The organism is Proteus sp. G4380, from assembly GCF_963885725.1.
In the GTDB taxonomy this organism is placed as follows: Bacteria; Pseudomonadota; Gammaproteobacteria; order Enterobacterales; family Enterobacteriaceae; genus Proteus; species Proteus mirabilis.
Window position 1 is genome coordinate 1 of record NZ_CAWPAV010000149.1, and the last position, 22,209, is coordinate 22,209.

Consider the following 22,209-nt stretch of genomic DNA (forward strand, 5'->3'; position numbering starts at 1 on the left):
ACTTGTTATCACAAGGTAACTCGTCGATTTTAGCTGTTTTATGGCCGATCAACACTTTTTTCTATATGTTTTCTCTATAAGTAAAATAGACTATCTCTATGATATAAAAGTCATTATTTGCTCTGCTTTATACGATTAAGCGACTAAAAAAGCAATTTAGATCTTGGTGCTATATTTTGAGATCCTCTTTACGCCTTGCTTGCAAGGTGTTAAATTGATCACGTTTCCGAGATTTTGTTAGTAAAGTTTTATCTATTAATAATTGAATAATTAAAGCTCGGTAATTTATAAACTCAGATTCTACTATTTTCTTAGTATTGTTCAGGCGAAACTCTTGTATCTTTATATTGAAACACTGAAGCAACGGCTGGATGCGATTAATCAACTCAGGCTGGAACGTGCATTTGCATCGATGAGTGATGTGTTTAAACAGGTGTATGGTTTAATTCCTGTTTTACTGCATTACCACCACCCTCAGTTGCCAGGCTATATTCAAGGAAATGTCCCTCATGGTACATGTTTCTTTGAACCTGATGACGTGCAACGTCAATGGGTTAATAAGCTGACTAATGCATCATGTGATGAGCCAATGAATGGATACACCAGCGGAGAGTTACCTATTACGGGTATCTATTCGATGGGAAGTACTTCCTCGATTGGGCAAAGTCACTGCTCCGATATTGATATTTGGGTCTGTCACCAATCTTGGCTGGACCAAGATGAGCGTGCGCGTTTACAACGTAAATGTTTACTGATAGAACAATGGGCAGGAGAATTAGGTATTGATGTTACTTTTTTCTTAATTGATGAGAACCGCTTCCGTCATCATGCAAGTGGTAGCTTAGGTGGGGAAGATTGCGGCTCAACTCAGCATATCCTGTTACTTGATGAGTTCTACCGTACCGCTGTTCGCCTTGCAGGTAAACGTTTGTTATGGACGATGGTACCAGTAGAAGAAGAGTACCATTACGATGAATATGTTAATTCACTCTATGCCCAAGGTGTATTAACGCCCAATGAATGGCTTGATTTAGGTGGATTGGGTGAGCTTTCTGCCGAAGAGTATTTTGGTGCAAGCCTGTGGCAACTCTATAAGAGTGTTGATTCACCTTATAAAGCCGTATTAAAAAGTATTTTATTGGAAGCCTATTCCGCGGATTACCCTAATGGCAAATTGTTGGCATTAGAAATGAAACAGCATCTTCATCGTGGTGAAATCGTAAATTACGGTTTAGATGCATATTGTATGATGCTTGAGCGCGTAACCCGCTATTTAGTTTCGATTAATGATTTAACCCGCCTTGATTTAATCCGTCGCTGTTTCTACCTGAAAGTTTGTGAAAAATTATCTAATGAAAAAAATGAGAATGAACCTGCAGGTTGGCGACGCCAAGTATTATCTCAGTTAGTCACGCAGTGGCAGTGGGATCACGAACGTTTAGCGATATTAGATAATCGTGATAGCTGGAAAATAGAGCGCGTTCGTAACGCACATAATGAATTATTAGATACGATGATGCAAAGCTATCGTAATCTTATTCGTTTTGCGCGCCGTAATAACTTAAGTGTCAGTGCTAGTCCACAAGATATTGGTGTATTAACACGTAAGCTTTATGCCGCTTTTGAAGCGCTACCGGGTAAAGTAACCCTGGTTAATCCACAGATTTCTCCTGATTTATCCGAGCCTCATTTAACCTTTATCTATGTGCCACCTGGACGCGCTAATCGTAGTGGTTGGTATCTTTATAATCGGGCTCCTGATTTTGCACATATTGTTGGTCATCAACCGTTAGAATATAACCGTTACTTAAATAAATTAGTGGCGTGGTCTTATTTTAATGGGTTACTTACTAAAGATTCACAGGTTTATATTCATCAAGGTGACTCCTCTTGTGATGAAATTAAACTTCATGAATTAGTGCGGGATATCTCGAGTCATTTTCCTATTCGTTTACCTGCCCCGACGCCTAAAGCACTGTATAGCCCTTGTGAAATTAGACATTTAGCCATTATTGTCAATTTAGAAGTCGACCCAACAGAGCGTTTTTCTGATCAAGTGGTGCATTTTGATTTTAGAAAGTTGGATGTATTTAGCTTTGGCGAGGAAGAGCAATGCTTAATTGGCAGTATCGATTTACTCTATCGTAACTCTTGGAATGAAGTGAGAACGCTGCATTTTAATGGTACGCAATCGATGTTGGAATCGTTAAAAACTATTTTAGGTAAAATGCACCAAGATGCGGCCCCACCTGCATCGGTTGAAGTTTTTTGTTATAGCCAGCATCTACGTGGTTTAATTCGCACCCGTGTTCAACAGTTAGTCTCAGAATGTATTGAATTGCGTTTATCAACCAATAGATTAGAGCCAGGGCGTTTTAAAGCATTACGTATTGCAGGGCAAACATGGGGATTGTTCTTTGAACGTCTTAATGTTTCTGTGCAAAAGTTGGAGAATGCCATTGAATTTTATGGGGCTATTTCATACAACAAATTGCATGGATTACCCGTTAAATTAGGTAAAGATGCCCGTTATCTGCCCGCGGTGATTGATGGTTTTGCTTGTGAAGGGATTATTCAGTTCTTCTTTGAAACAACAGAGGATAATAATGTCTTTAATATCTATATCTTAGATGAAGCTAATCGAGTGGAGATTTATTCTCACTGCGAAGGTAGTAAAGAAGAGCTAGTAAAAGATGTCAGCCGTTTTTACTCTTCATCTCATGATCGCTTTACTTATGGCTCAAGCTTTATCAACTTCAATTTGCCACAGTTTTATCAAATCGTGAAAGTGGATGGAGCAACGCAAGTACTGCCTTTTGCTGGGGGATCGTTTGGTAAGCTAAGTGATCTAGGTAAAACAGCACCAAAAGAAGAGATGAGTACTAAGCCTATTCAAGGATTTAATGATTATCAGGCTGTACATCATCATTGATAATCGACACGGCAAAACCGATAGAGAAGTGATGGGGACTTTCCAGCACCCATCACTTAGTTGTTTGTGTTAAAAAGAAAATGCTTCACCACTTTGTTCGCTGATTGCTTGAGCCAACATGGTTAAAAATTCCCCGCCACTACGATCGCAAACCCACTGTGTACCTTTCCAATCAAAATGATAACCGCCAGAACGCGTTGCTAACCATACTTGATGAAAGGCTTCCTGACGATTAATGATAATTTTACTATGATTTTCAAAGGTTAATGTCATTACGCCACCATTGATTTCACAATCAATATCTGCATCACCTTCATAATTATCAATGGTTTGTTCTATTTCTGACATCAATTCGTCAGCTAATTGGTGAAATTCACTATCGTTCATCTTCATTTTCCTATTTGCTTTTCGAGATCTAACTGCGATTATAGAGGATATTAACCAAATTAATGATAGGCAGATTTCGAATGAAAACGTATTTACGTTGCACCCTTGCTATAATAACACTGATTTCTCTTTCTGGTTGTGGCTTGAAAGGCCCTCTCTATTTCCCGCCTGAAGATACTCAGGCAAATATGACTCAGTCATCCCAGCCAACCCAGCAAGTTGAGACTTCCTCAACACAAAACAATTAGTCAATATTAGAAACGGGACACCCGTTTCAGGCAGGGTTAAGATGCAATTTTCAAAAATGCATGGGTTAGGCAATGACTTTATGGTTGTTGATGCTGTTACCCAAAATGTTTATTTTTCACCAGAATTAATTTGCCGGTTAGCCAATCGACATACTGGTGTTGGGTTTGATCAACTGTTAGTAGTTGAAGCACCTTATGATCCTGAATTGGACTTTCATTACCGCATTTTTAATGCTGATGGGAGTGAAGTCGCACAATGTGGCAATGGTGCTCGCTGTTTTGCTCGATTTGTAAGACTAAAAGGGCTTACAAATAAAAGAGAAATAAAAGTCAGTACCCAGTCTGGCAGAATGACCTTACATGTTATGGATAATGAAGATGTTTGTGTCAATATGGGAGAGCCAGAGTTTGAACCACAAAAAGTACCGTTTCGTGCTCAAAAAGTAGAAAAAACCTATATTATCAGAGCGATGGAACGAACAGTTCTATGTGGTGTGGTGTCAATGGGAAATCCGCACTGCGTGATCCAAGTGGAAGATATCAAAACTGCGGAAGTTGAGTCATTGGGCTCAGTATTGGAACAACACGAACGCTTTCCAGAGCGCGCCAATATTGGTTTTATGCAGGTGGTTGATAGAAATACATTGCATTTACGGGTATTTGAACGTGGTGCTGGAGAAACTCAAGCTTGTGGAAGCGGTGCCTGTGCCGCTGTCGCGGTGGGGATCTCCCAAGGTTTATTAGATAGAAAAGTGAAAGTTAATTTACCGGGTGGATCATTATCAATTGAATGGAAAGGTACAGGAAACCCACTTTATATGACAGGACCTGCTGTGCATATTTATGATGGAACAATCCAGCTATAATATTATTTTTGAGAGGTGCTTGGTATGACGGATAAGAATGAGCAGTTTTGTTACCCTGAGAAAAACGAACTCAACGATCAAACCATCATTGATTATCTCAAGGAGCATCCTGGTTTCTTTATCCGTAATGCCAGCTATATTGAGCAAATGCAAGTTCCTCACCCAGTAAGAGGGAGTATCTCATTAGTTGAGTGGATAATGTCACGTCAGCGAACACGTATCCATTATCTTGAAGAGGATATGCGTTTGTTGATTGAGCAAGCTGCAGAAAATGAATCTCTATTTAGCCAATTACTAAGGCTTATCTCTGAGTTATCCCGCTGTAATTCATTAAAGGAAATGCTGGAACGGTTAAATCTTTGGGCGAAGGAGTTAGGGCTTTACTCAGTACAACTGCGTCTTTTCACCGATCGTTGGCAATTACAACCTCCTTTAGATGCTCAAACACTCGCACTATCTCGTCAAACATTTGAGCATTTCCGTATTCAGCGTATGGGCGATAATAATCACTATTTGGGGCCATTAAATGGCCAAGAAATCATGTTATTAATGCCTAATGTTCGTCGTTCTGGCTCTGTGGCACTCTCATTATTAGGGCATTATGGCGATTTAGGGGTGATCATTTTTAATAGTCGAGATAGCCAACATTTTCAAGAAGGTATGGGAACGGCAATGTTGGATAAACTCGCACAGATATTACCTGAGTTATTAACTCGCTGGATCGCAAGACAATGAGCCAAATTATTGACGTCCCTGAAACACTCTCATTAGCCATTGATAGCTTCTTAAGTTATATCGAAGTTGAACGGCGATTAAGTCCGGTAACGGTAGAAAATTACCAGCGACAATTAATGACCATTGCACAAATGATGGTTGCAATAAAAATCAACCAATGGTCGTTACTAGAAAGCCAACATGTGCGTATGTTATTGGCTAAAAGCCATCGCAGTGGATTACAACCTGCAAGTTTAGCATTGCGCTTTTCAGCATTGCGTAGCTTCCTTGATTGGCAAGTTTCTCAAGGAATGTTAGCAGTAAACCCCGCCAAAGGGGTTCGAACACCCAAATCAGGTCGTCACTTGCCTAAAAATATGGATGTTGATGAAGTCAGTCAGTTGATGAATATCGACTTAAAAGATCCCCTCTCTGTAAGGGATAGAACGATGCTGGAAGTGATGTATGGCGCTGGATTACGTTTATCTGAACTGACTAACTTAAATATCAATGATATTGATCTCCAAGAAGGCGAAGTCCGAGTATTAGGTAAAGGCAGTAAAGAGCGTAAAGTTCCCTTGGGAAGAAAAGCCGTAGAGTGGTTACAGCATTGGTTTGCCATGCGGGAGCTGTATTCTCCTGAGGACACCGCGGTTTTTATCTCAACGAAAAGCGGTAAACGATTATCTGTTCGCAGTGTGCAAAAACGTTTTGAACTTTGGGGGGTGAAACAAGGACTCAGTAGCCATGTTAATCCTCATAAACTGCGCCACTCTTTTGCCACTCATTTACTTGAATCAAGTGGTGATTTGCGAGCAGTACAAGAGCTATTAGGCCACGCTAATTTATCAACCACACAAGTTTATACTCACTTAGATTTTCAGCATTTAGCGAAAGTCTATGATGCTGCTCATCCAAGAGCTAAGAGAGAAAAATCATAATGCACTTTTATCGCACTCTGATGCCGATTGCAGCGATGACTTTTGATTTAGACGATACGCTGTATGACAATGTTCCTGTGATGAATAAAACAGAAGAAGAGACCTTAGCGTTTATCCGTCAGTATGATGAGCGTTTTCACCATTTTACTGAACATGATGTAGATGCTTACAAACAGCCACTATTAGAAAATAATCCTGATATTTTTCACGATATCACTCAGTGGCGTTGGTTAGCGGCTAAAAATATGTTGTTAGACTATGGCTATAGTGAAACTAAAGCACAGCAAGGTGCTGATGAAATTATGGCTCATTTTGCTTATTGGCGTAGCCGTATTAATGTCCCTAATAATACCCATCACGTGTTGACACAACTGGCGGAAAAAATCCCATTAATCGCTATTACTAATGGTAATGCTAATCCATTAAGCTGTGGGTTGGGGCAATACTTTACACATATTTTAAAGGCAGGGCCTGATGGGCGCTCTAAGCCTTATCCTGATATGTTTGATAAGGCGGCTTCGTTACTTAAACTCCCTCATCAGAATATTTTGCATGTAGGCGATCATCTAGTGACGGATGTAGAAGGCGCGGTTAAAAGTGGATTACAGGCGTGTTGGATTAATTTAGATAATCGCAGTTTGTTTACCGAAGGTGAAACGCGTGTTATGCCTCATATTGAGATCACTGAATTAGCTAAACTGGTTGAATTAATTTAGTCATAGACGCGCTCTGTGCAGGTCTTTATCCACTTTTCAGTGGGCATAGTTTTGCATCGGGCGTAAAATCCTGTTAGTTTGTTGCTTAATAAACTAACTTCTGTATATATCCACAGTATTTCTCTTCACTCAATGATTGGTAATTATGGACGTCTCATATCTGCTCGAAGGCCTTAACGATAAACAGCGCGAAGCCGTTGCAGCACCGCGTGTAAATATGCTGGTACTTGCAGGTGCTGGTAGTGGTAAAACACGTGTATTAGTACATCGCATTGCTTGGTTATTATCTGTTGAACAAGCCTCTCCTTTTTCCATTATGGCGGTAACATTTACTAATAAAGCTGCGGCAGAAATGCGTCATCGTATTGAGGACTTGATTGGTACTAGTCAAGGGGGAATGTGGATAGGTACTTTCCATAGTCTCGCCCATCGTTTATTACGGGCGCATTATCTTGATGCTGGTTTACCTCAAGACTTCCAAATCATTGATAGTGATGATCAATACCGTTTAATTCGTCGTATCGTAAAATCCATGGCTCTCGATGATAAGCAATGGCCTCCTCGTCAAGGTATGTGGTATATCAATGGAAAGAAAGATGAAGGACTCCGCCCACAACATATTCAGACCTATGGTAACCCCGTGGAAACCACATGGTTAAAAGTCTATCAAGCTTATCAAGAAGCTTGTGATCGTGCAGGCTTAGTGGACTTTGCAGAGTTGTTATTACGTGCCCATGAGTTGTGGCTGAATAAACCACAAATCCTAGAACACTATCAACACCGTTTTACCAATATCTTAGTGGATGAATTCCAAGACACTAACCGTATTCAATATGCTTGGATCAGGATGTTGGCAGGACAGACTGGTAAGGTGATGATAGTCGGTGATGATGATCAATCTATTTACGGTTGGCGTGGGGCTCAAGTTGAAAATATTCAAAACTTTTTAAATGAATTTCCCGGCGCTGAAACCATCCGCTTAGAGCAAAATTATCGCTCCACCAGTAATATTCTAAAAGCCGCTAATGCCTTAATTGCTAATAATAGCGATCGTTTAGGTAAAAACCTATGGACAGAAGGGGCTGAAGGCGAGCCGATTTCACTCTATTGTGCATTTAACGACCTAGATGAAGCGCGTTATGTAGTAGGGCGTATTAAGCGTTGGCATGAAGAGGGAGGCGCCCTTGCAGATTGTGCCATTCTTTATCGTAGTAATGCCCAATCGCGCATCATGGAAGAAGCGCTATTACAAGCGAATATGCCTTATCGTATTTATGGTGGACAGCGTTTCTTCGAGCGTCAAGAGATCAAAGATGCCCTCTCTTATATGCGTTTAACAGCGAATCGTCACGATGATGCTTCTTTTGAACGTGTTGTGAATACGCCAACGCGTGGAATTGGTGATAGAACCTTAGATGTGGTTCGCCAAGTAGCTAGAGATAACCAAATCACATTATGGGAAAGTGCATTACAGGTTATCGAGCATAAAATGCTAGCAGGCCGGGCTATTGCGGCAATTGCGCGCTTTTTAGAATTAATTGAGACGTTAGCAAATGAAACAGTGGATATGCCGTTGCATGTGCAAACAGACCGTATTATTCGCGATTCTGGCTTAAAAGCGATGTATGAGCAGGAAAAGGGTGAAAAAGCACAAGCGCGGATTGAAAACTTGGAAGAGCTGGTGACGGCGACTCGTCAATTTAGCTATCAAGATGAAGACGAAGATTTAATGCCATTGCAAGCTTTTCTCTCTCATGCGGCATTAGAATCAGGAGAAGGACAGGCTGATGCGTATCAAGATGCTGTTCAATTGATGACACTGCACTCGGCGAAAGGGCTAGAGTTCTCACAAGTGTTTATTGTCGGGGTTGAAGAAGGCATGTTCCCAAGCCAGATGTCCTTGGATGAAGGTGGGCGCTTAGAAGAAGAGCGTCGGCTAGCTTATGTTGGCGTGACGCGTGCCATGAAAAAGTTAACACTTACTTACGCTGAAAACCGCCGTTTATATGGTAAAGAAGTGAGCCATCGACCTTCGCGCTTTATTGGCGAGTTACCAAAAGAGTGTGTTGAAGAAGTACGGTTACGGGCGACGGTTTCACGTCCCGTGAATCATCATCGTTTAGGTACACCGATTGTTAGTAATGATACAGGTTACTCCCTTGGTCAACGGGTTAAACACCCTAAATTTGGTGAAGGTACTATTATTAATATCGAAGGTAGCGGTGAACACTGCCGATTACAAATAGCCTTTAATGGTGAAGGTATTAAGTGGTTGGTTGCTGCTTTTGCACGATTAGAGTGATTGGCTATTTATTGACACTGTTAATTTTTTAAAAGAGAGCAATATAAAAAAACACCCTTACTAATCTAGAAGATAGTTAAGGGTGTTTTTTTTAATGAACATATAATTAACCGAATTAATAATTCCGTTACAGATTATTTTAACGGAGTTAGCTGATGAAAATTACTTCTGTATTATTTGATACTTATTATCCAATTAAGCCTGTGACAAAAATCGCTGAGGATTTCTCTGTTGATAAAATGCCCCCTGTGGAGCCTATTTATGAGCAGCGTTTTGATACTTACCATCCTAGTGCTCCTGCCAACCCGTTTGAAGAAGATCTCTATTGTCGATTATTACGACATCAACGTGATTTTGTGCCGCGCATGAATCTCTATTTAAGTGGGGTGATCGGTGCTATCCGTATTGCAACTAATTCTACATCAACATTCTTTAGACGCTCACAACGCCGTATAGAAGCGATAGCAATGGGTTGTAATACAAAAGAAGAGCACTCAAGCCCTGCCAGAAAGGGGTATCTTTCTGGCGCTTTCATTAGTATTGATAATTTAGCTCAATAGTAAGTATGTGCTAACTTCGTCTTAAACGTTGCTGAGTGTAGAGTGCATCTAAAGTAAATAAGATAAGGGCGACCCAAATAAACCCAAAGGTCACTAAACGCTCCGCATCGATTTGTTCTCCATACACCATAGTGGCGAGAATAAACATCAATGTGGGTCCTATATACTGGAAAAATCCTAGGGTAGATAGACGCAAATGTTGAGCTGCTTCGGTAAAGAGCAGTAAGGGTACGGTGGTGATAACCCCTGCAGCAATCAGTAATGTATTTAGCGACCAGCTATTTTCTAACATATTGCTGGTGGGTGAATGGGTAAAAAAGAGGATATAAACTAAAGCAACAGGAAACAGCCACAGTGTTTCTATTGTCATACCCGTTTGTGCATCTACCCCAAGTTTTTTACGTAATAGTCCATATAGGCCGAATGTGACTGCTAAACTAAGGCCGATAACAGGTACAGAGCCGAATTGCCATAATTGGATAAAGACGCCAGTAAAGGCTAAGCTTACGGCGAACCATTGCATACGGCGAAAGCGCTCGCCTAAAAAAATCATACCGAATAACACATTAACTAATGGATTAATAAAGTAACCAAGACTGGCTTCTAACATAAATCCGTGGTTAACCGCCCATATATAGATAAGCCAGTTACTGGCAATAATCACCGCAGTAAGTGCTAACATTAGTACTTTTTTGGGCTGACGAACAAGTTGGCGTAAATAGGGCCAATGGCGAGTGATCGACATTAAAAGCAACATAAAGAAGAATGACCATAAAATACGGTGTGTTAAGATCTCTTCTGCGGGCACTTCTTGAATGCTTTTAAAATAGACAGGGGCAATACCCCAGATCAAATAGGCGCCTAGGGCACATAAAACGCCTTTTAAAGTGTTTTTCTGGCTCATGCTATCTCTGGTATTGATGGAAATGAAATATGTGACGGGGTTATCATACCCAATGACATTATCTAATGTGTCATTAGGCATGTTTTTTTACAAGTAATTAATATTAATCTACCCAAGATAATGGATAAGTCGCATCAGCCAACAATATAAGTTGCTGTGCCGCTGGCGATATGAACTTGTTTTTCATTGTGTAATTCAACCCTTGCCACAGAAACTTTATTACCACTACGTAGTATATGACTACTTGCGGTAAAACATTCCCCTCGCCCTGGGCGTAAATAATCAACACGTAGATCGATAGTGCCCATTTTTGCCAGTTTTTGTTCGAGTTGCTCTTGGGATATAGGGGCTAGACGTGTTAGGGCATTACCTACACAGACTAAACCTGCACTTACGTCTAACACAGAGGCTATCATGCCACCATGTAAAATGCGTTGTGCGATATTGCCAACCAGTTTGTCTTGGTAGCGAAATTGGATCTCAGCATAATCTTGTTCGAAGCGAATTAATTCTAAACCTATCAGTTGATTAAAAGGCATTTGATAGACAAAAACATGTCCAATCAACGCTTGTGCTTCTTCCAGTGTTAATATTTTCTCCATTTTAAAGTTCCTCGACATTTTATTATTAGGTTAATGTTTTGTTAATAATAGATGACAAAAAGGTAATTTCCCATTCATCCGATTAATAGAGTGTCGAGAAAATATATGAGATTTAATGGAAATAACGTGTAAAATATGGACGCCTAACGCGAATAAAGCTGATATATAAGCGCTCACGACAAATATTAAGTGCTATCTTTTATATTGTTCACTAATAATACAGGATAATTAACTATGCGTTACATCCGTTCTTTACTCACGGTGATTTTAACCTACCCTGTATGGGGAGTGGCGGCGGAGATATCACCTGTATCATCTCCAACACCGTTGGTTCAGGGCAGTATTATTTCCGGTCTATTACAAGAGTATGATTCACCCTTTGTACTTTACCCTTATGAATCTAATTATATTATTTACACAAAAACCTCCGATATGAATAAAGAGGCGATTGCTAGTTATGATTGGGGTCATAAGGCTAAAAAAGATGAAGTTAAATTTCAGATAAGTCTTGCATTCCCGCTGTGGCGTGGCATTGCCGGGGAAAATTCTGTATTAGCGGCTTCCTATACGCAACGCTCTTGGTGGCAGCTAAGTAATAAAAAAGAGTCTGCGCCGTTTCGTGAAACCAACTATGAACCACAACTATTTTTAGGTTGGGCGACGGATTATCAATTTGCCGGTTGGACATTAAGAGAAATTGAAACGGGATTTAACCATGAATCGAATGGCCGCGCAGAGCCTACTTCACGAAGTTGGAATCGTGTTTATGCACGTTTTATGGCGCAAAAAGGTAATTTCCAACTCGATCTGAAACCTTGGTACCGTTTTAATGAAAGTGCTAAAAATGATGATAATCCCGATATTAATCGCTATATGGGATATTACCGCTTAAAAGCGGGTTATCGTTTAGGCGAAAGTACGTTTACTTTAACAGGGCGTTATAACTGGAGTAGCGGATACGGTGCTGCTGAGCTAGGCTGGAGCTATCCTATTACCAAGCATGTACGCTTTTATACCCAACTATTTAGTGGGTATGGGGAGTCGATGATTGATTATAATTTCCGTCAAACTCGTATCGGTGTCGGCGTTATGCTCAATGATATGCTGTAATTTTCTTCATTCTAGGGTAGCATAACACGACAAGTGGTGATGGCACCTTTATACTGGTGCCTTTTCTTTTACTCCTCATTATCTTTCTTACCAGCTTTTCAGAGGAATGGCGTGTCCACAGCAGAAGTTCTTAATTCAATGCCATCAGCTCAGGTTATTTTGCGCGAAACCTTTGGTTATCAGCAATTTCGACCAGGCCAGCAAGAGATTATTGATACCATTATCACCGGGCGCGATTGTTTAGTCGTCATGCCGACGGGAGGGGGAAAATCACTTTGCTATCAAATTCCTGCTCTTTTGCTTGATGGCTTAACCGTAGTTGTTTCTCCGTTGATTTCTCTAATGAAAGATCAAGTTGATCAACTCTGCTTACATGGTATTGACGCGGCATTTCTTAATTCAACTCAAAGCCGAGATGAACAACTGCAAGTACAAATGCGTTGTCAACGGGGTGAAATAAAACTGTTATATATTGCACCTGAACGCCTAATGATGGAGAGTTTTCTTCACCATTTAGTGCAATGGCAGCCTGCTTTATTAGCGGTGGATGAAGCACACTGTATTTCTCAATGGGGTCATGATTTTCGCCCTGAATACCGAGGAATTGGCTTATTAAGACAGTATCTTCCTGATGTCCCTATTATTGCGTTAACGGCGACGGCTGATAATACAACACGTCATGACATTATTAATCAGCTCGCGTTACGCACTCCTTTAGTTCATATTAGCAGTTTTGACCGCCCAAATATTCGTTATACTTTAGTTGAAAAATATAAACCGCTCGATCAACTTTGGCTGTTTATTCGTGGGCAGAAAGGAAAATCAGGCATTATCTATTGTAATAGTCGCAGCAAAGTAGAAGAGACCGCTGAACGACTAGGCAAGCGAGGATTAAGTATCGCGGCTTATCATGCGGGTATGGATATTGCCACACGAGCGAAAGTGCAAGATGCTTTTCAACGCGATGATTTGCAGATTGTGGTCGCAACGGTCGCTTTCGGTATGGGAATTAATAAACCCAATGTACGTTTTGTGGTTCATTTTGATATTCCGCGTAATATTGAATCTTACTATCAAGAAACGGGACGCGCAGGACGCGATGGTTTACCTGCACAAGCGGTACTGTTTTATGATCCCGCGGATATGGCTTGGCTACGTCGTTGTTTAGATGAGAAGCCAGAAAGTGAACAAAAAGCGATTGAATCCCATAAATTAAATGCCATGGGGGCTTTTGCCGAAGCACAAACTTGTCGACGTTTAGTGTTACTTAATTACTTTGGTGAACACCGCCAACAAGCTTGTGGTAACTGCGATATTTGCCTTGATCCACCTAAACAATATGATGGGTTAGTGGATGCACAAAAAGCGTTATCTTGCATCTATCGTACCGGACAACGTTTTGGTATTGGTTATATTGTTGAAATTTTACGCGGTGCCAATAATCAACGCATTCGCGATAATGGTCATGACAAATTGCCAGTTTATGGTATTGGTAAAGCCCATAGCCATGAATATTGGATGAGTGTGATCCGCCAATTGATCCATTTAGGTATGGTTGCGCAAAATATCGTTCATCGTTCTGCATTACAATTGACTGAGATAGCTCGACCGATATTGCGTGGTGAGGTGTCATTACCCTTGGCAGTACCACGACTATTAAGCCCAACAAAAAGCCGTTATCAGCAAACAAAAAATAGTCATCGACAGTACGATAGGAAATTATTTGCGAAACTACGCAAATTACGTAAATCTATTGCTGATGAAGAAAATATTCCACCCTTTGTGGTATTTAATGATGTCACACTGATTGAAATGGCGGAACAATGCCCTGTCTGCCCTGATGAATTGTTGTTGATCAATGGGGTAGGACAACGAAAACTAGAACGATTTGGGCCAGCATTTATGACACTTATCCGTGATCATATTGAGGGGTTCGAATAGCGCCAACGAGGAGGAGCCGAATGACAACCACACTTTTTCAGCACATGTGGTTATCTCGTGAAAAGCAATTCTCTGCTTTTACGAATGGTATCTTATTGGACTTTTGGAACCAACGACAGGAAGGCGAATTTACCGGAGTCGATGGCGTGAGCATTCGCTATGCTCATTGGCGCTCTTCATCACACAAAAAAGCGTTGGTGATCTGCTCTGGTCGTAGTGAAAGTTATGTAAAATATCCTGAAGTGGCCTTCGATTTTTATCATCTTGGTTATGATATTTTTCTTCTCGATCATCGGGGGCAAGGATTATCAGGGCGCTTATTAGATGATCCGCAAAAAGGCCACGTAGAAAAATTCAGTGATTATGTCGATGATTTATCGACATTTATTGATACTATCGTTTTGCCTTATCACTATCAGCACTATTTTGCGTTAGCCCATTCGATGGGCGGCGCTATTTTAGCCAGCTACCTATTACGTAAACCTGATATTTTCCAAGCCGCCGCACTGTGTGCGCCGATGTTTGGGATTAATTTACCAATACCACGCTGGGTGGCTAATTTTTTAGTTAACCGTGCAGAACAAAGTGTTTCAGAACGAAATAATTACGCGGTATCAACGGGCAAATGGTTTCCTTTGCCATTTATCTTGAATGTATTGACTCATAGCCATGAAAGGTATCGTCGATACTTACGTTACTATGCCGATTTCCCTCAATTACGTTTAGGTGGGCCGACCTATCATTGGATGAAAGAGAGCCTAGAAACGGGGGATTGGCTGATTGAACATGCAAAAGAGATTAACACCCCTTTGCTAGTACTTGAAGCTGAGCTAGATAAAGTGGTGGATAATCGGGGAGTAAGGGCTTTCTGTGATGGTTATAGTCAGTCCAGAACAAGAGAAGAAAAGCAAAAATTGCCACTTGTGATTGAAGGTGCGCACCATGAAATCTTGTTCGAAATAGATAAGCTACGCTCACAAGCATTAATTGAAATCTGTGAGTTTTATGATAAGCATTTATTTTAATCAGGAATGTGTATGTATTCGATAGTTGCTTCTGATCTTGATGGCACCTTGTTATCACCTAACCACTTATTAACTCCCTATACCAAAGAAACGTTACATCTGCTTATTGAAAAAGGGATCCATTTTGTGTTTGCCACAGGACGTCATCATATCGATGTGGCACAAATTCGTGATGGGCTTGGTATTGACGCGTATATGATCACTTCAAATGGGGCTCGAGTACACAATACGCAAGGCACTCTTATTTTCAGTCAAGATCTTGAACCTGAAATCGTTTATGACTTAGCCCTAATGGTGTTTGATCACCCAGATATTGCAACGAATATTTATAGCAGTGATGACTGGTATATCAATAAAGAAACGCCTGAATTAAAAGAATTTTTTAAAGAATCGGTATTTAATTACCGTCTATTTGAGAAAACAGGCTTCCCAACAACGCAGGTGTGCAAAGTCTTTTTTACCTCAGAAGATCATGAATTGTTAGTTGAGTTAGAAAAGAAAATTAATCAACGTTGGGGCAATAAAATTAACGCAAGTTTTTCGTTGCGTAATTGCCTAGAAATTATGGCGGGTGGGGTATCAAAAGGAGAGGCACTACAAAAAGTCGCTAAGTTGATGCAACATTCAGTAAAAGATGCCATTGCATTTGGTGATGGTATGAATGATAAAGAGATGCTACAGATGGCGGGTAAAGGCTGCATTATGCAAAATGCCCACCAGCTACTAAAAGATCTATTACCGGATATGGAAGTGATTGGCTCAAATGTTGATGATGCTGTTGCACACTATTTACGTAAGTTGTATCAGGTTTAATCACAACCAATGGGATAAATTAAAAGGCGGATAATACTTCCGCCTTTTAGTTTAAGAGCGCAATTTACTTAATGATATTGCAGGGTAAATTGCAGTGTTCCATCAGCTTTGCCTGCGGTGGTAGTCTCAGAAGTTTGTATATAACCCGCTTCTAAAGGAATAGAAAAATTACCACTGTTATTCTTTTCGCTCACCGTTATCAATTTTCCTAACTCAATGGGTTGGTTTTGGTATTTCACCTGAATGCCATAGCCTTTGGCTGTATTGCTATCATTAGCATTATTAAGGCTAATCGTGCCGGCGGTTTGGCTAGCATCAGGGGTGCCATCGAATTTTATCTTAATGGGTGAAACGGGATCACAATCTAAATCGATATTCACATCTTGTAGACTATCAGGGCTAACAGAGCCAACACCATTAAAGCTCGATTTTGCCACAGAGCCTAAAGGAACATTAATATTATTATTGATAACTTCACAGCCACTGGAAACAATATTAAGGGGATTAAGGTAAACCTTTGGTTCAGTACGGCCAGTATTGTCACTGGTGATAAATCCCCCATTGTGATACAAAATCAGCATAGCAACCCATGTGCTTGGAATGGTTTGTGATTTGATATTGTTACGCAGTTTATATAACGTCATTTTTAAAGAAGCGGTATAACTACTACGGTTTAAGTTACTTGTGCAAATAAGGCGATTACTGTAGTTGCCATCAACATTATATAGTCCATCGACATAAGCAGAACCGGTGCAACCGACAGTAATAGTCCCGTGTAGGGTATAACCGATACCACTAGTCCCTAATTCACGCACATAGGCACTGCCTACTTTAGGGCTGGAAGCTGAAATATAGCCGGGCAAGTAGATCCCCGCCTGTACTGGGCCTGTGATATTCCACCAAGTCCAGCCATACATAGTGCCTAAGTCAATCGTTGCCAGCTCTGTTAAAATAGGCGCGGTTCTTGAAACATAAATTGGATTGTTATAACTCACCGTTCTAGTGGTTGTATCGGCACGATATTCAGCAAAAGCGGTTGATGTATACAAAAGTGCAGACAGACAACCCAAAGTTATATATTTATTCATATTTATCACCTATCTGCAGTCCAGTTGTAAAAATTGAATTTTCTCGAGCGATAGATCGGCGTTTAATGTTGCTTGGCACTGTTCGGTAGCACTATTCCCCCATTTGGCTTGTAGTTGACTACTTGCAGGTACACCATTTAGGAAAACCTCACCATCATTAGCCACAATCCCACTGGAAATCACTTGTCCATCTTGGCTAATTTCAACTTGGCTACCGAATGGTAAAGGTTTACCGTTATAAGAGAGGTTCACTAATACTCTTGCACCCTTGCGAGCTTTAAAATCGGCTAAAACAATCGCGCCTTTCGTTGGGATCACTGTTGTTGAAGTGAGTTCCACATCGTTGTTTCCCTTTAAGGAAGCGGGATCAACCGTTACTCTATTGCGTTCATAACGGGAAACGTTAGGGATAACGGCATAACCTTGAGCATTGGTATATAAACTTTGTGCACTGCTAATTTTCAAATGATCAATATCTTCCGCTTTGATTAAAATAGCGGAGTCATAGATAGTGCGAGATGGGGTTATTCCATCTTGATGGATTAATAACGCGCCAGTTGCTCCCCAATTCACTGACTGGAAACGTTTATCATAGTTATAACCAGCACTGATTTCGCCGCCCGAAGCACTATAACTACCATTGATAGCACCGCTATATTCTTGGCGAGTATGGTTATAGTTTTGCGAAATATCATACTGAAGATTGTTATCTTCGAGACGAGTACCACTTAAACTTACAGAACTTATCGAATCACCTTGTTTACTGGTGTTATAACGATAACTTAACCAATTGTTATTGCTGGTCATATTGAACGGCAGGTTAAAGTTAATCGATAAAATTTGATCGGTTAATTCACTTTCTTGCCGTTTATTATAGGCATAAGAAATACTATAACTGAGTGAGCGATAATTAGAGTTAAAGCTTAGGTTGATATTGCGATCGACTCTATCTTGATACCAATAGTATTGCTGATAACCATTTAAAGAGAGGTAACCAAGCTCTCCTAATGCTTGCGATACTGAGATCTGAAACTGTTTTTTCTTACGATAAAGCTGTGAAAAGCGTTCATTCGTGGTTGAAAAATCATAATAATCTTTAGTTGAGTAGCGATAAGACGCTAATGAAAATCCTGTTTTGGTATCCGGTAAATATTTTGAATACTGGACACGATAAGATTGCCCTTGTGCTTTATGGTTATCGATAAGCGTGGTATTTGCATGAGTTATATCGGCTGAAATCGCCCCTAAATAACCCATATTTACGCCGGCACCTATCGCATAAGCTTGATAATCTGCTGAAAGTAGCGTACCTCCATAAAGGGAAAAATTATAAGGTAAGCCGTAAATGGCAGAAGCTTGTAAAAAGGTCGGTTTTCGCTCTGCGCTATCAGCATTATATTTCCCCAAGTCGAGACTATATTTTAAGTTCCCAGCTCGTTGCATCATGGGGACTGCAGAGAAGGGTTGGGAAAATGTACGTTTGCTCCCATCAGCTTCTTCAACAGTCACTTGTAAATCACCACTATAAGAGGTGGGATAGAGATCTGATATTTCAAATTCACCGGGAGGAACAGAGGTTTGATAAATAACACTATTATTTTGGCGAATAGTCACCATTGCGTTGCTTTGTGCAATTCCTCTTACAACAGGAGCAAAGCCACGCTGACTTTGTGGCAACATGCTTTCATCTGAGGCTAATTTAATACCACGATAAGGAACACTTTCTAACACATCATTACTTGATGCGGTTTCACCTAGTGTTAATCGACTTTTTAAACGGCGGATATCGCGTTCAACGTAAGTTTGTAGACTGTTCCATTCTGCGGCGTTATCACTATTTTTGTTGTAAGTGCTGTGATTACGTACACGCCAAGCGCCTAGATTAATACCACTGCGTAATCCTAAAAAGATATTGTCACTGTCTTTTTGGTCTCGATACCAATATTTATTCTGACGATAGGTGTAATTAATAAAGGCTGCATTAATCCCATCATTCCATTCTGTGGGGGATATATAACCTTGCCCATAGTTATATAATGCAATTTGTGGGATCGAAAATGATAATCGCGCACGTGAAAAATCATATTTATATGTAGCATTAGGAATAACACGAGCAATATCCGTTATTTTACTACTATCAGGTTGTTGGCTAAACGCGTCTGTAACGGACCCTTTGACTCCCCAATTGAGTAAATCCTGTTTACTGATTTCAGGCGCCAGCACTTTTTTATCGTCATCAAAAATAAAACGAATTTGACGATTATCGATAAGTTTATCGTTAAGATAAATATCGACAGAATAGACACCAGGAAGTTGTCCTCCTGCATAGGACAGGTAATTCAGACTGTTAATATCTGCAACGTGATTTTCGATACCTAAATTAAGTGCTTCAGGATTAAAAATATCTTCAGCAAGAACAGTATAAGGGAATAAAACAGTCGTGATAGCAATAGCTAACACTCCACGACGATAAAGATTATCTGCCATGTTGATGGGTAATCGTTTTGTAGATACTGCTATCATAGAAAAAGTCATCGCCGTATACTCTTAATTTAATACTTTATCTACAGTCGCACCGTAATCATTGATAAATTGAACGGTAACTTTCTGCGGAATATGATTTTCTTTTAGCAAGACCACTTCTTGGTGAGGATTAACAAAATCATTAAATGGGTAGCGTTTATCACCCACTAAGATATGTTTAATTGTCAGGTGATACGGCGTATCGTTATTTATTACTAACCCTTTATTTTGTTTAGATAATTTCACCTTATCAAAATCAAGTGGTTCAATATCATGGGCACGGAGAAACAATTTAAATTGAGAGTTAATCACTAATTGGAGTTGATTCTCTGGACTTTTTTCCATCGGTGGAATGGATTTGATATTGAGCCAATAAACCACTTCTTGGTTTGATGCCAAAGGTGCTCCGGTATATGAAATTCGCGCCGTGCCTGAACTATCTGGCTCAATACGAAATAGTGGAGGTGTTGCAATAAAAGGTGTTTTTTCATCACCTTGATAAGCTGAAACCCAACTTTGAATTAAATAGGGTTTTTCCTTATCCGTATTCATAATTGGAATACTGATTTCACGTAGATTATCGTCATAGACAAAACGTGTTCCTCCCACACTTATTCCAGCAGCTTGGCTAGCCGTTATGAGGGAAAATAGTAAAAATAATATTAGGGAAATATTCTTTTTCATAAGTGGCCATAAGTTTGAGGAGAGGTGAGAGGGTAATGGTGATTACCCTCATATTTATCATTTATTATTTATATTGGATGCTATATACAGCAGAGCCATTGGCAGGGCCTGGTGTTGCCGCATCAGTTGCTTTATAACGAGCAACGTAGTCTAGGTTAATTTCCGTACCTGTGATCTGTACATCTTGTGAATCGTCATACAGTTTGATTTGGGAAACAGCATCTTTCTCAAATAACGCGATACCTACGTTAGTTGCGCCACCAGAAACTTGATCTATAGCTAAGATATCTCTGTCGCTTGCATCACGAGTACCGCCAAAACGTACGGCTACCGTGGTATCAACAGGGCAGTCGATTAATTTAATGGTAAAATCTTTCAGGCCAGCAACTTCCCCTTTGGTTGCTAAGCTTTTAGAAGAAACTTTGCCTAAGTCGACGGTTAAGTTTTTAGAAGAGCCATCAACAGTACATGCTTGATCGGTTATTTCTCCCGTAAAGTTAATTGTGCCTGATGCTAAAGCAGCAGGTGCTGAGAATATAGAAAGAGTCACTCCTAATGCACAGAGTGATTTATTTAATTTGCTCATGATCGGTCCTATATAAAAAGTAAGCGAACTTACTTTTTAATCTATTTATAAGTATATATGTGTATAAATTTATTTGCATAGACAGTATGCCGATAAAATATAACACTGCTAATTTTTTAAGTTAATAAACATTTACATGAGTTTTTTTGTTCTTACATCAAATTATTTAATATGTCGTAATTTAATTAAAATGATTTTTTATTAAAAGTTTTTAGATATTTGTTGAATAGCTAATTGTTGATAATAAACTTTGCAAGTTTTCATTAATAAATGAATTTTTATTCAAATATAAATAGAATTTATATTCCTTCTCTTTTTTATGCGTTATTAATTGTTTTATTGTTTTTTTATTCAATTCATCTTGAATAAAAATAAGGGGGAGACGTGCATAACCTAAACCATGCTGAATTAAGCTAATTGCTGTCTCTACAGAGCCAACTTGAATGACTTGGGCCTGATTATCAGTATCGGGTGAATCAGGAGAAAGAGAAATACAGCTATGTTTTTGTAATTCCTGCAATAATTCCTCATCTTGTAGTTTCTGTAATGGGCTATCTGGATGTGTTACTAAGGCGGTTTTAATGCTTTCTAAAACAATAGGTTGCAGTGATTTAATATAATAAGGTGACACAATTAAATCATATTCTTTTTGCGCTAAAATTTCTGATTTGCTGAGAGAATTCCTATAAATATTAATATCATACTGTTTATTCTGCTTAATAAATTGTGAGATTTTATTTAAAAAAAGATCAGCGACATACATTGGGTCAATTAGTACGTTAATTCTTAACTTATTGTTAAATTTGATATTTTTTGCCTTTTTTTCTAGAGATAATGCTTTTTCTGTCACTTCTCGAGAAAGTGTTAGCAATAGTTCTCCCTCAGTAGTTAATACTGCGCGTCTTTTTTCTAAAGAAAGTATTTCTATACCCAAGGTTTGTTCTAACTTATTGATAGTATAGCTAATTGATGATTGAGTCCTATGTAACACATCAGCGGCTTGAGCAAAGCCACCGTAATCAACAACAGCTTGTAAGGTGATCCATTGGTCTAATGTTGTGCGGGATTTTTCCATAATGGAGTCCTTCTTATTATTGTTTATTAATAATGCATTTTAAACGAAGCTAGCAATATATCTTAGCATTGTTAATAGGTAATAATACGCATTTTTTTTGTGAGTTAAAAAAATATTAACATTATAAGTTGTAATGCTAATTTTTAATTAGAGAAGAATATTTATAGTTATTTTTTATTGTTATCTTTGAAT

At 39.5% G+C, this 22,209-nt stretch carries 20 protein-coding genes; 12 read left to right on the forward strand and 8 right to left on the reverse strand.

Translation table 11 applies throughout. The features are described from left to right. Positions 1 to 334: 334 nt before the first annotated feature. Positions 335 to 2,932 carry a class I adenylate cyclase gene (locus AACU98_RS13380; RefSeq protein ID WP_004246330.1) on the forward strand — a complete coding sequence of 866 codons (2,598 nt, stop codon included), beginning with the start codon at positions 335 to 337 and terminating at the stop codon, positions 2,930 to 2,932. Between the two features lie 69 nt (positions 2,933 to 3,001). On the opposite strand, the gene cyaY is transcribed toward AACU98_RS13380, so the two are convergent. Then, on the reverse strand, positions 3,002 to 3,319 hold the full coding sequence (gene cyaY, locus AACU98_RS13385; protein WP_004249659.1) for an iron donor protein CyaY: 318 nt from the start codon (positions 3,317 to 3,319) through the stop codon (positions 3,002 to 3,004). Between the two features lie 80 nt (positions 3,320 to 3,399). On the opposite strand from cyaY, the gene lptM reads away from it, so the two are divergent. The 7 genes from lptM (at position 3,400) to AACU98_RS13420 (ending at position 9,666) form a co-directional block, all read left to right on the forward strand. Then, positions 3,400 to 3,567, forward strand: coding sequence for an LPS translocon maturation chaperone LptM (gene lptM, locus AACU98_RS13390; protein WP_004246328.1), 168 nt, complete (start codon positions 3,400 to 3,402; stop codon positions 3,565 to 3,567). Between the two features lie 41 nt (positions 3,568 to 3,608). Then, on the forward strand, positions 3,609 to 4,433 hold the full coding sequence (gene dapF / locus AACU98_RS13395; protein WP_004246327.1) for a diaminopimelate epimerase: 825 nt from the start codon (positions 3,609 to 3,611) through the stop codon (positions 4,431 to 4,433). Positions 4,434 to 4,457: 24 nt separating this feature from the next. Continuing rightward, a complete protein-coding gene (locus AACU98_RS13400; RefSeq protein WP_004246326.1) occupies positions 4,458 to 5,168 on the forward strand; it encodes a DUF484 domain-containing protein in 711 nt (236 codons plus the stop codon). Further along, positions 5,165 to 6,088: a tyrosine recombinase XerC gene (gene xerC / locus AACU98_RS13405; RefSeq protein ID WP_004246325.1), complete on the forward strand. Its 924-nt coding sequence runs from the start codon at positions 5,165 to 5,167 to the stop codon at positions 6,086 to 6,088. The genes AACU98_RS13400 and xerC overlap by 4 nt, the downstream gene beginning before the upstream one ends. Continuing rightward, positions 6,088 to 6,804 (forward strand): 5-amino-6-(5-phospho-D-ribitylamino)uracil phosphatase YigB, encoded by a 717-nt coding sequence (yigB, locus tag AACU98_RS13410; RefSeq protein WP_004246324.1) that lies wholly within the window; start codon positions 6,088 to 6,090, stop codon positions 6,802 to 6,804. Before xerC ends, yigB begins: the two co-directional genes overlap by 1 nt. Positions 6,805 to 6,949: 145 nt before the next feature. After that, complete coding sequence (gene uvrD, locus AACU98_RS13415) at positions 6,950 to 9,106, forward strand: DNA helicase II (protein WP_049201231.1); 2,157 nt, start codon at positions 6,950 to 6,952, stop codon at positions 9,104 to 9,106. A gap of 155 nt (positions 9,107 to 9,261) precedes the next feature. Next, positions 9,262 to 9,666 (forward strand): hypothetical protein, encoded by a 405-nt coding sequence (locus tag AACU98_RS13420; protein ID WP_012368710.1) that lies wholly within the window; start codon positions 9,262 to 9,264, stop codon positions 9,664 to 9,666. A 10-nt stretch (positions 9,667 to 9,676) separates the two neighbouring features. Here AACU98_RS13420 and rarD read toward each other — a convergent pair whose 3' ends face one another. Beyond that, positions 9,677 to 10,570, reverse strand: a complete 894-nt coding sequence (rarD, locus tag AACU98_RS13425) for an EamA family transporter RarD (RefSeq protein WP_004249653.1) — start codon at positions 10,568 to 10,570, stop codon at positions 9,677 to 9,679. 134 nt (positions 10,571 to 10,704) lie between these two features. Then, positions 10,705 to 11,172 (reverse strand): thioesterase family protein, encoded by a 468-nt coding sequence (locus AACU98_RS13430; protein WP_004249652.1) that lies wholly within the window; start codon positions 11,170 to 11,172, stop codon positions 10,705 to 10,707. A 234-nt stretch (positions 11,173 to 11,406) separates the two neighbouring features. Between AACU98_RS13430 and pldA the strand changes: the two genes are divergently transcribed. The 4 genes from pldA to yigL all read left to right on the forward strand — a co-directional run bounded on the left by pldA (position 11,407) and on the right by yigL (position 16,061). After that, a complete protein-coding gene (gene pldA / locus AACU98_RS13435) occupies positions 11,407 to 12,282 on the forward strand; it encodes a phospholipase A (RefSeq protein ID WP_004246319.1) in 876 nt (291 codons plus the stop codon). 111 nt (positions 12,283 to 12,393) lie between these two features. Beyond that, on the forward strand, positions 12,394 to 14,223 hold the full coding sequence (gene recQ, locus AACU98_RS13440) for an ATP-dependent DNA helicase RecQ (protein WP_004246318.1): 1,830 nt from the start codon (positions 12,394 to 12,396) through the stop codon (positions 14,221 to 14,223). Between the two features lie 20 nt (positions 14,224 to 14,243). Next, complete coding sequence (pldB, locus tag AACU98_RS13445; RefSeq protein WP_004246317.1) at positions 14,244 to 15,248, forward strand: lysophospholipase L2; 1,005 nt, start codon at positions 14,244 to 14,246, stop codon at positions 15,246 to 15,248. Positions 15,249 to 15,260: 12 nt separating this feature from the next. Next, a complete protein-coding gene (gene yigL / locus AACU98_RS13450) occupies positions 15,261 to 16,061 on the forward strand; it encodes a sugar/pyridoxal phosphate phosphatase YigL (RefSeq protein WP_004246316.1) in 801 nt (266 codons plus the stop codon). Positions 16,062 to 16,129: 68 nt separating this feature from the next. Here the strand turns inward: yigL and AACU98_RS13455 are convergent, their stop codons facing one another. The 5 genes from AACU98_RS13455 to AACU98_RS13475 form a co-directional block, all read right to left on the reverse strand. Then, positions 16,130 to 17,149: a fimbrial protein gene (locus tag AACU98_RS13455; protein WP_004249648.1), complete on the reverse strand. Its 1,020-nt coding sequence runs from the start codon at positions 17,147 to 17,149 to the stop codon at positions 16,130 to 16,132. Between the two features lie 9 nt (positions 17,150 to 17,158). Next, the gene (locus AACU98_RS13460) at positions 17,159 to 19,684 is read right to left on the reverse strand and encodes a fimbria/pilus outer membrane usher protein (protein ID WP_004249646.1); all 2,526 of its coding nucleotides are present in this window, start codon (positions 19,682 to 19,684) and stop codon (positions 17,159 to 17,161) included. 12 nt (positions 19,685 to 19,696) lie between these two features. Next, positions 19,697 to 20,356, reverse strand: a complete 660-nt coding sequence (locus tag AACU98_RS13465) for a fimbrial biogenesis chaperone (protein ID WP_004246313.1) — start codon at positions 20,354 to 20,356, stop codon at positions 19,697 to 19,699. A gap of 64 nt (positions 20,357 to 20,420) precedes the next feature. Next, the gene (locus AACU98_RS13470) at positions 20,421 to 20,942 is read right to left on the reverse strand and encodes a fimbrial protein (RefSeq protein WP_004246312.1); all 522 of its coding nucleotides are present in this window, start codon (positions 20,940 to 20,942) and stop codon (positions 20,421 to 20,423) included. A 211-nt stretch (positions 20,943 to 21,153) separates the two neighbouring features. Continuing rightward, positions 21,154 to 22,017, reverse strand: a complete 864-nt coding sequence (locus AACU98_RS13475; RefSeq protein ID WP_161734898.1) for a LysR family transcriptional regulator — start codon at positions 22,015 to 22,017, stop codon at positions 21,154 to 21,156. Positions 22,018 to 22,209 lie beyond the last annotated feature (192 nt).

What these genes read in the sequence shown, in the direction of transcription:
- cyaY (WP_004249659.1), bottom strand. Translation starts at nt 3,319, where the DNA reads ATGAACGATAGTGAATTTCACCAATTAGCTGACGAATTGATGTCAGAA.
- lptM (WP_004246328.1), top strand. Translation starts at nt 3,400, where the DNA reads ATGAAAACGTATTTACGTTGCACCCTTGCTATAATAACACTGATTTCT.
- dapF (WP_004246327.1), top strand. Translation starts at nt 3,609, where the DNA reads ATGCAATTTTCAAAAATGCATGGGTTAGGCAATGACTTTATGGTTGTT.
- AACU98_RS13400 (WP_004246326.1), top strand. Translation starts at nt 4,458, where the DNA reads ATGACGGATAAGAATGAGCAGTTTTGTTACCCTGAGAAAAACGAACTC.
- xerC (WP_004246325.1), top strand. Translation starts at nt 5,165, where the DNA reads ATGAGCCAAATTATTGACGTCCCTGAAACACTCTCATTAGCCATTGAT.
- yigB (WP_004246324.1), top strand. Translation starts at nt 6,088, where the DNA reads ATGCACTTTTATCGCACTCTGATGCCGATTGCAGCGATGACTTTTGAT.
- uvrD (WP_049201231.1), top strand. Translation starts at nt 6,950, where the DNA reads ATGGACGTCTCATATCTGCTCGAAGGCCTTAACGATAAACAGCGCGAA.
- AACU98_RS13420 (WP_012368710.1), top strand. Translation starts at nt 9,262, where the DNA reads ATGAAAATTACTTCTGTATTATTTGATACTTATTATCCAATTAAGCCT.
- rarD (WP_004249653.1), bottom strand. Translation starts at nt 10,570, where the DNA reads ATGAGCCAGAAAAACACTTTAAAAGGCGTTTTATGTGCCCTAGGCGCC.
- AACU98_RS13430 (WP_004249652.1), bottom strand. Translation starts at nt 11,172, where the DNA reads ATGGAGAAAATATTAACACTGGAAGAAGCACAAGCGTTGATTGGACAT.
- pldA (WP_004246319.1), top strand. Translation starts at nt 11,407, where the DNA reads ATGCGTTACATCCGTTCTTTACTCACGGTGATTTTAACCTACCCTGTA.
- pldB (WP_004246317.1), top strand. Translation starts at nt 14,244, where the DNA reads ATGACAACCACACTTTTTCAGCACATGTGGTTATCTCGTGAAAAGCAA.
- yigL (WP_004246316.1), top strand. Translation starts at nt 15,261, where the DNA reads ATGTATTCGATAGTTGCTTCTGATCTTGATGGCACCTTGTTATCACCT.
- AACU98_RS13455 (WP_004249648.1), bottom strand. Translation starts at nt 17,149, where the DNA reads ATGAATAAATATATAACTTTGGGTTGTCTGTCTGCACTTTTGTATACA.
- AACU98_RS13460 (WP_004249646.1), bottom strand. Translation starts at nt 19,684, where the DNA reads ATGACTTTTTCTATGATAGCAGTATCTACAAAACGATTACCCATCAAC.
- AACU98_RS13465 (WP_004246313.1), bottom strand. Translation starts at nt 20,356, where the DNA reads ATGAAAAAGAATATTTCCCTAATATTATTTTTACTATTTTCCCTCATA.
- AACU98_RS13470 (WP_004246312.1), bottom strand. Translation starts at nt 20,942, where the DNA reads ATGAGCAAATTAAATAAATCACTCTGTGCATTAGGAGTGACTCTTTCT.
- AACU98_RS13475 (WP_161734898.1), bottom strand. Translation starts at nt 22,017, where the DNA reads ATGGAAAAATCCCGCACAACATTAGACCAATGGATCACCTTACAAGCT.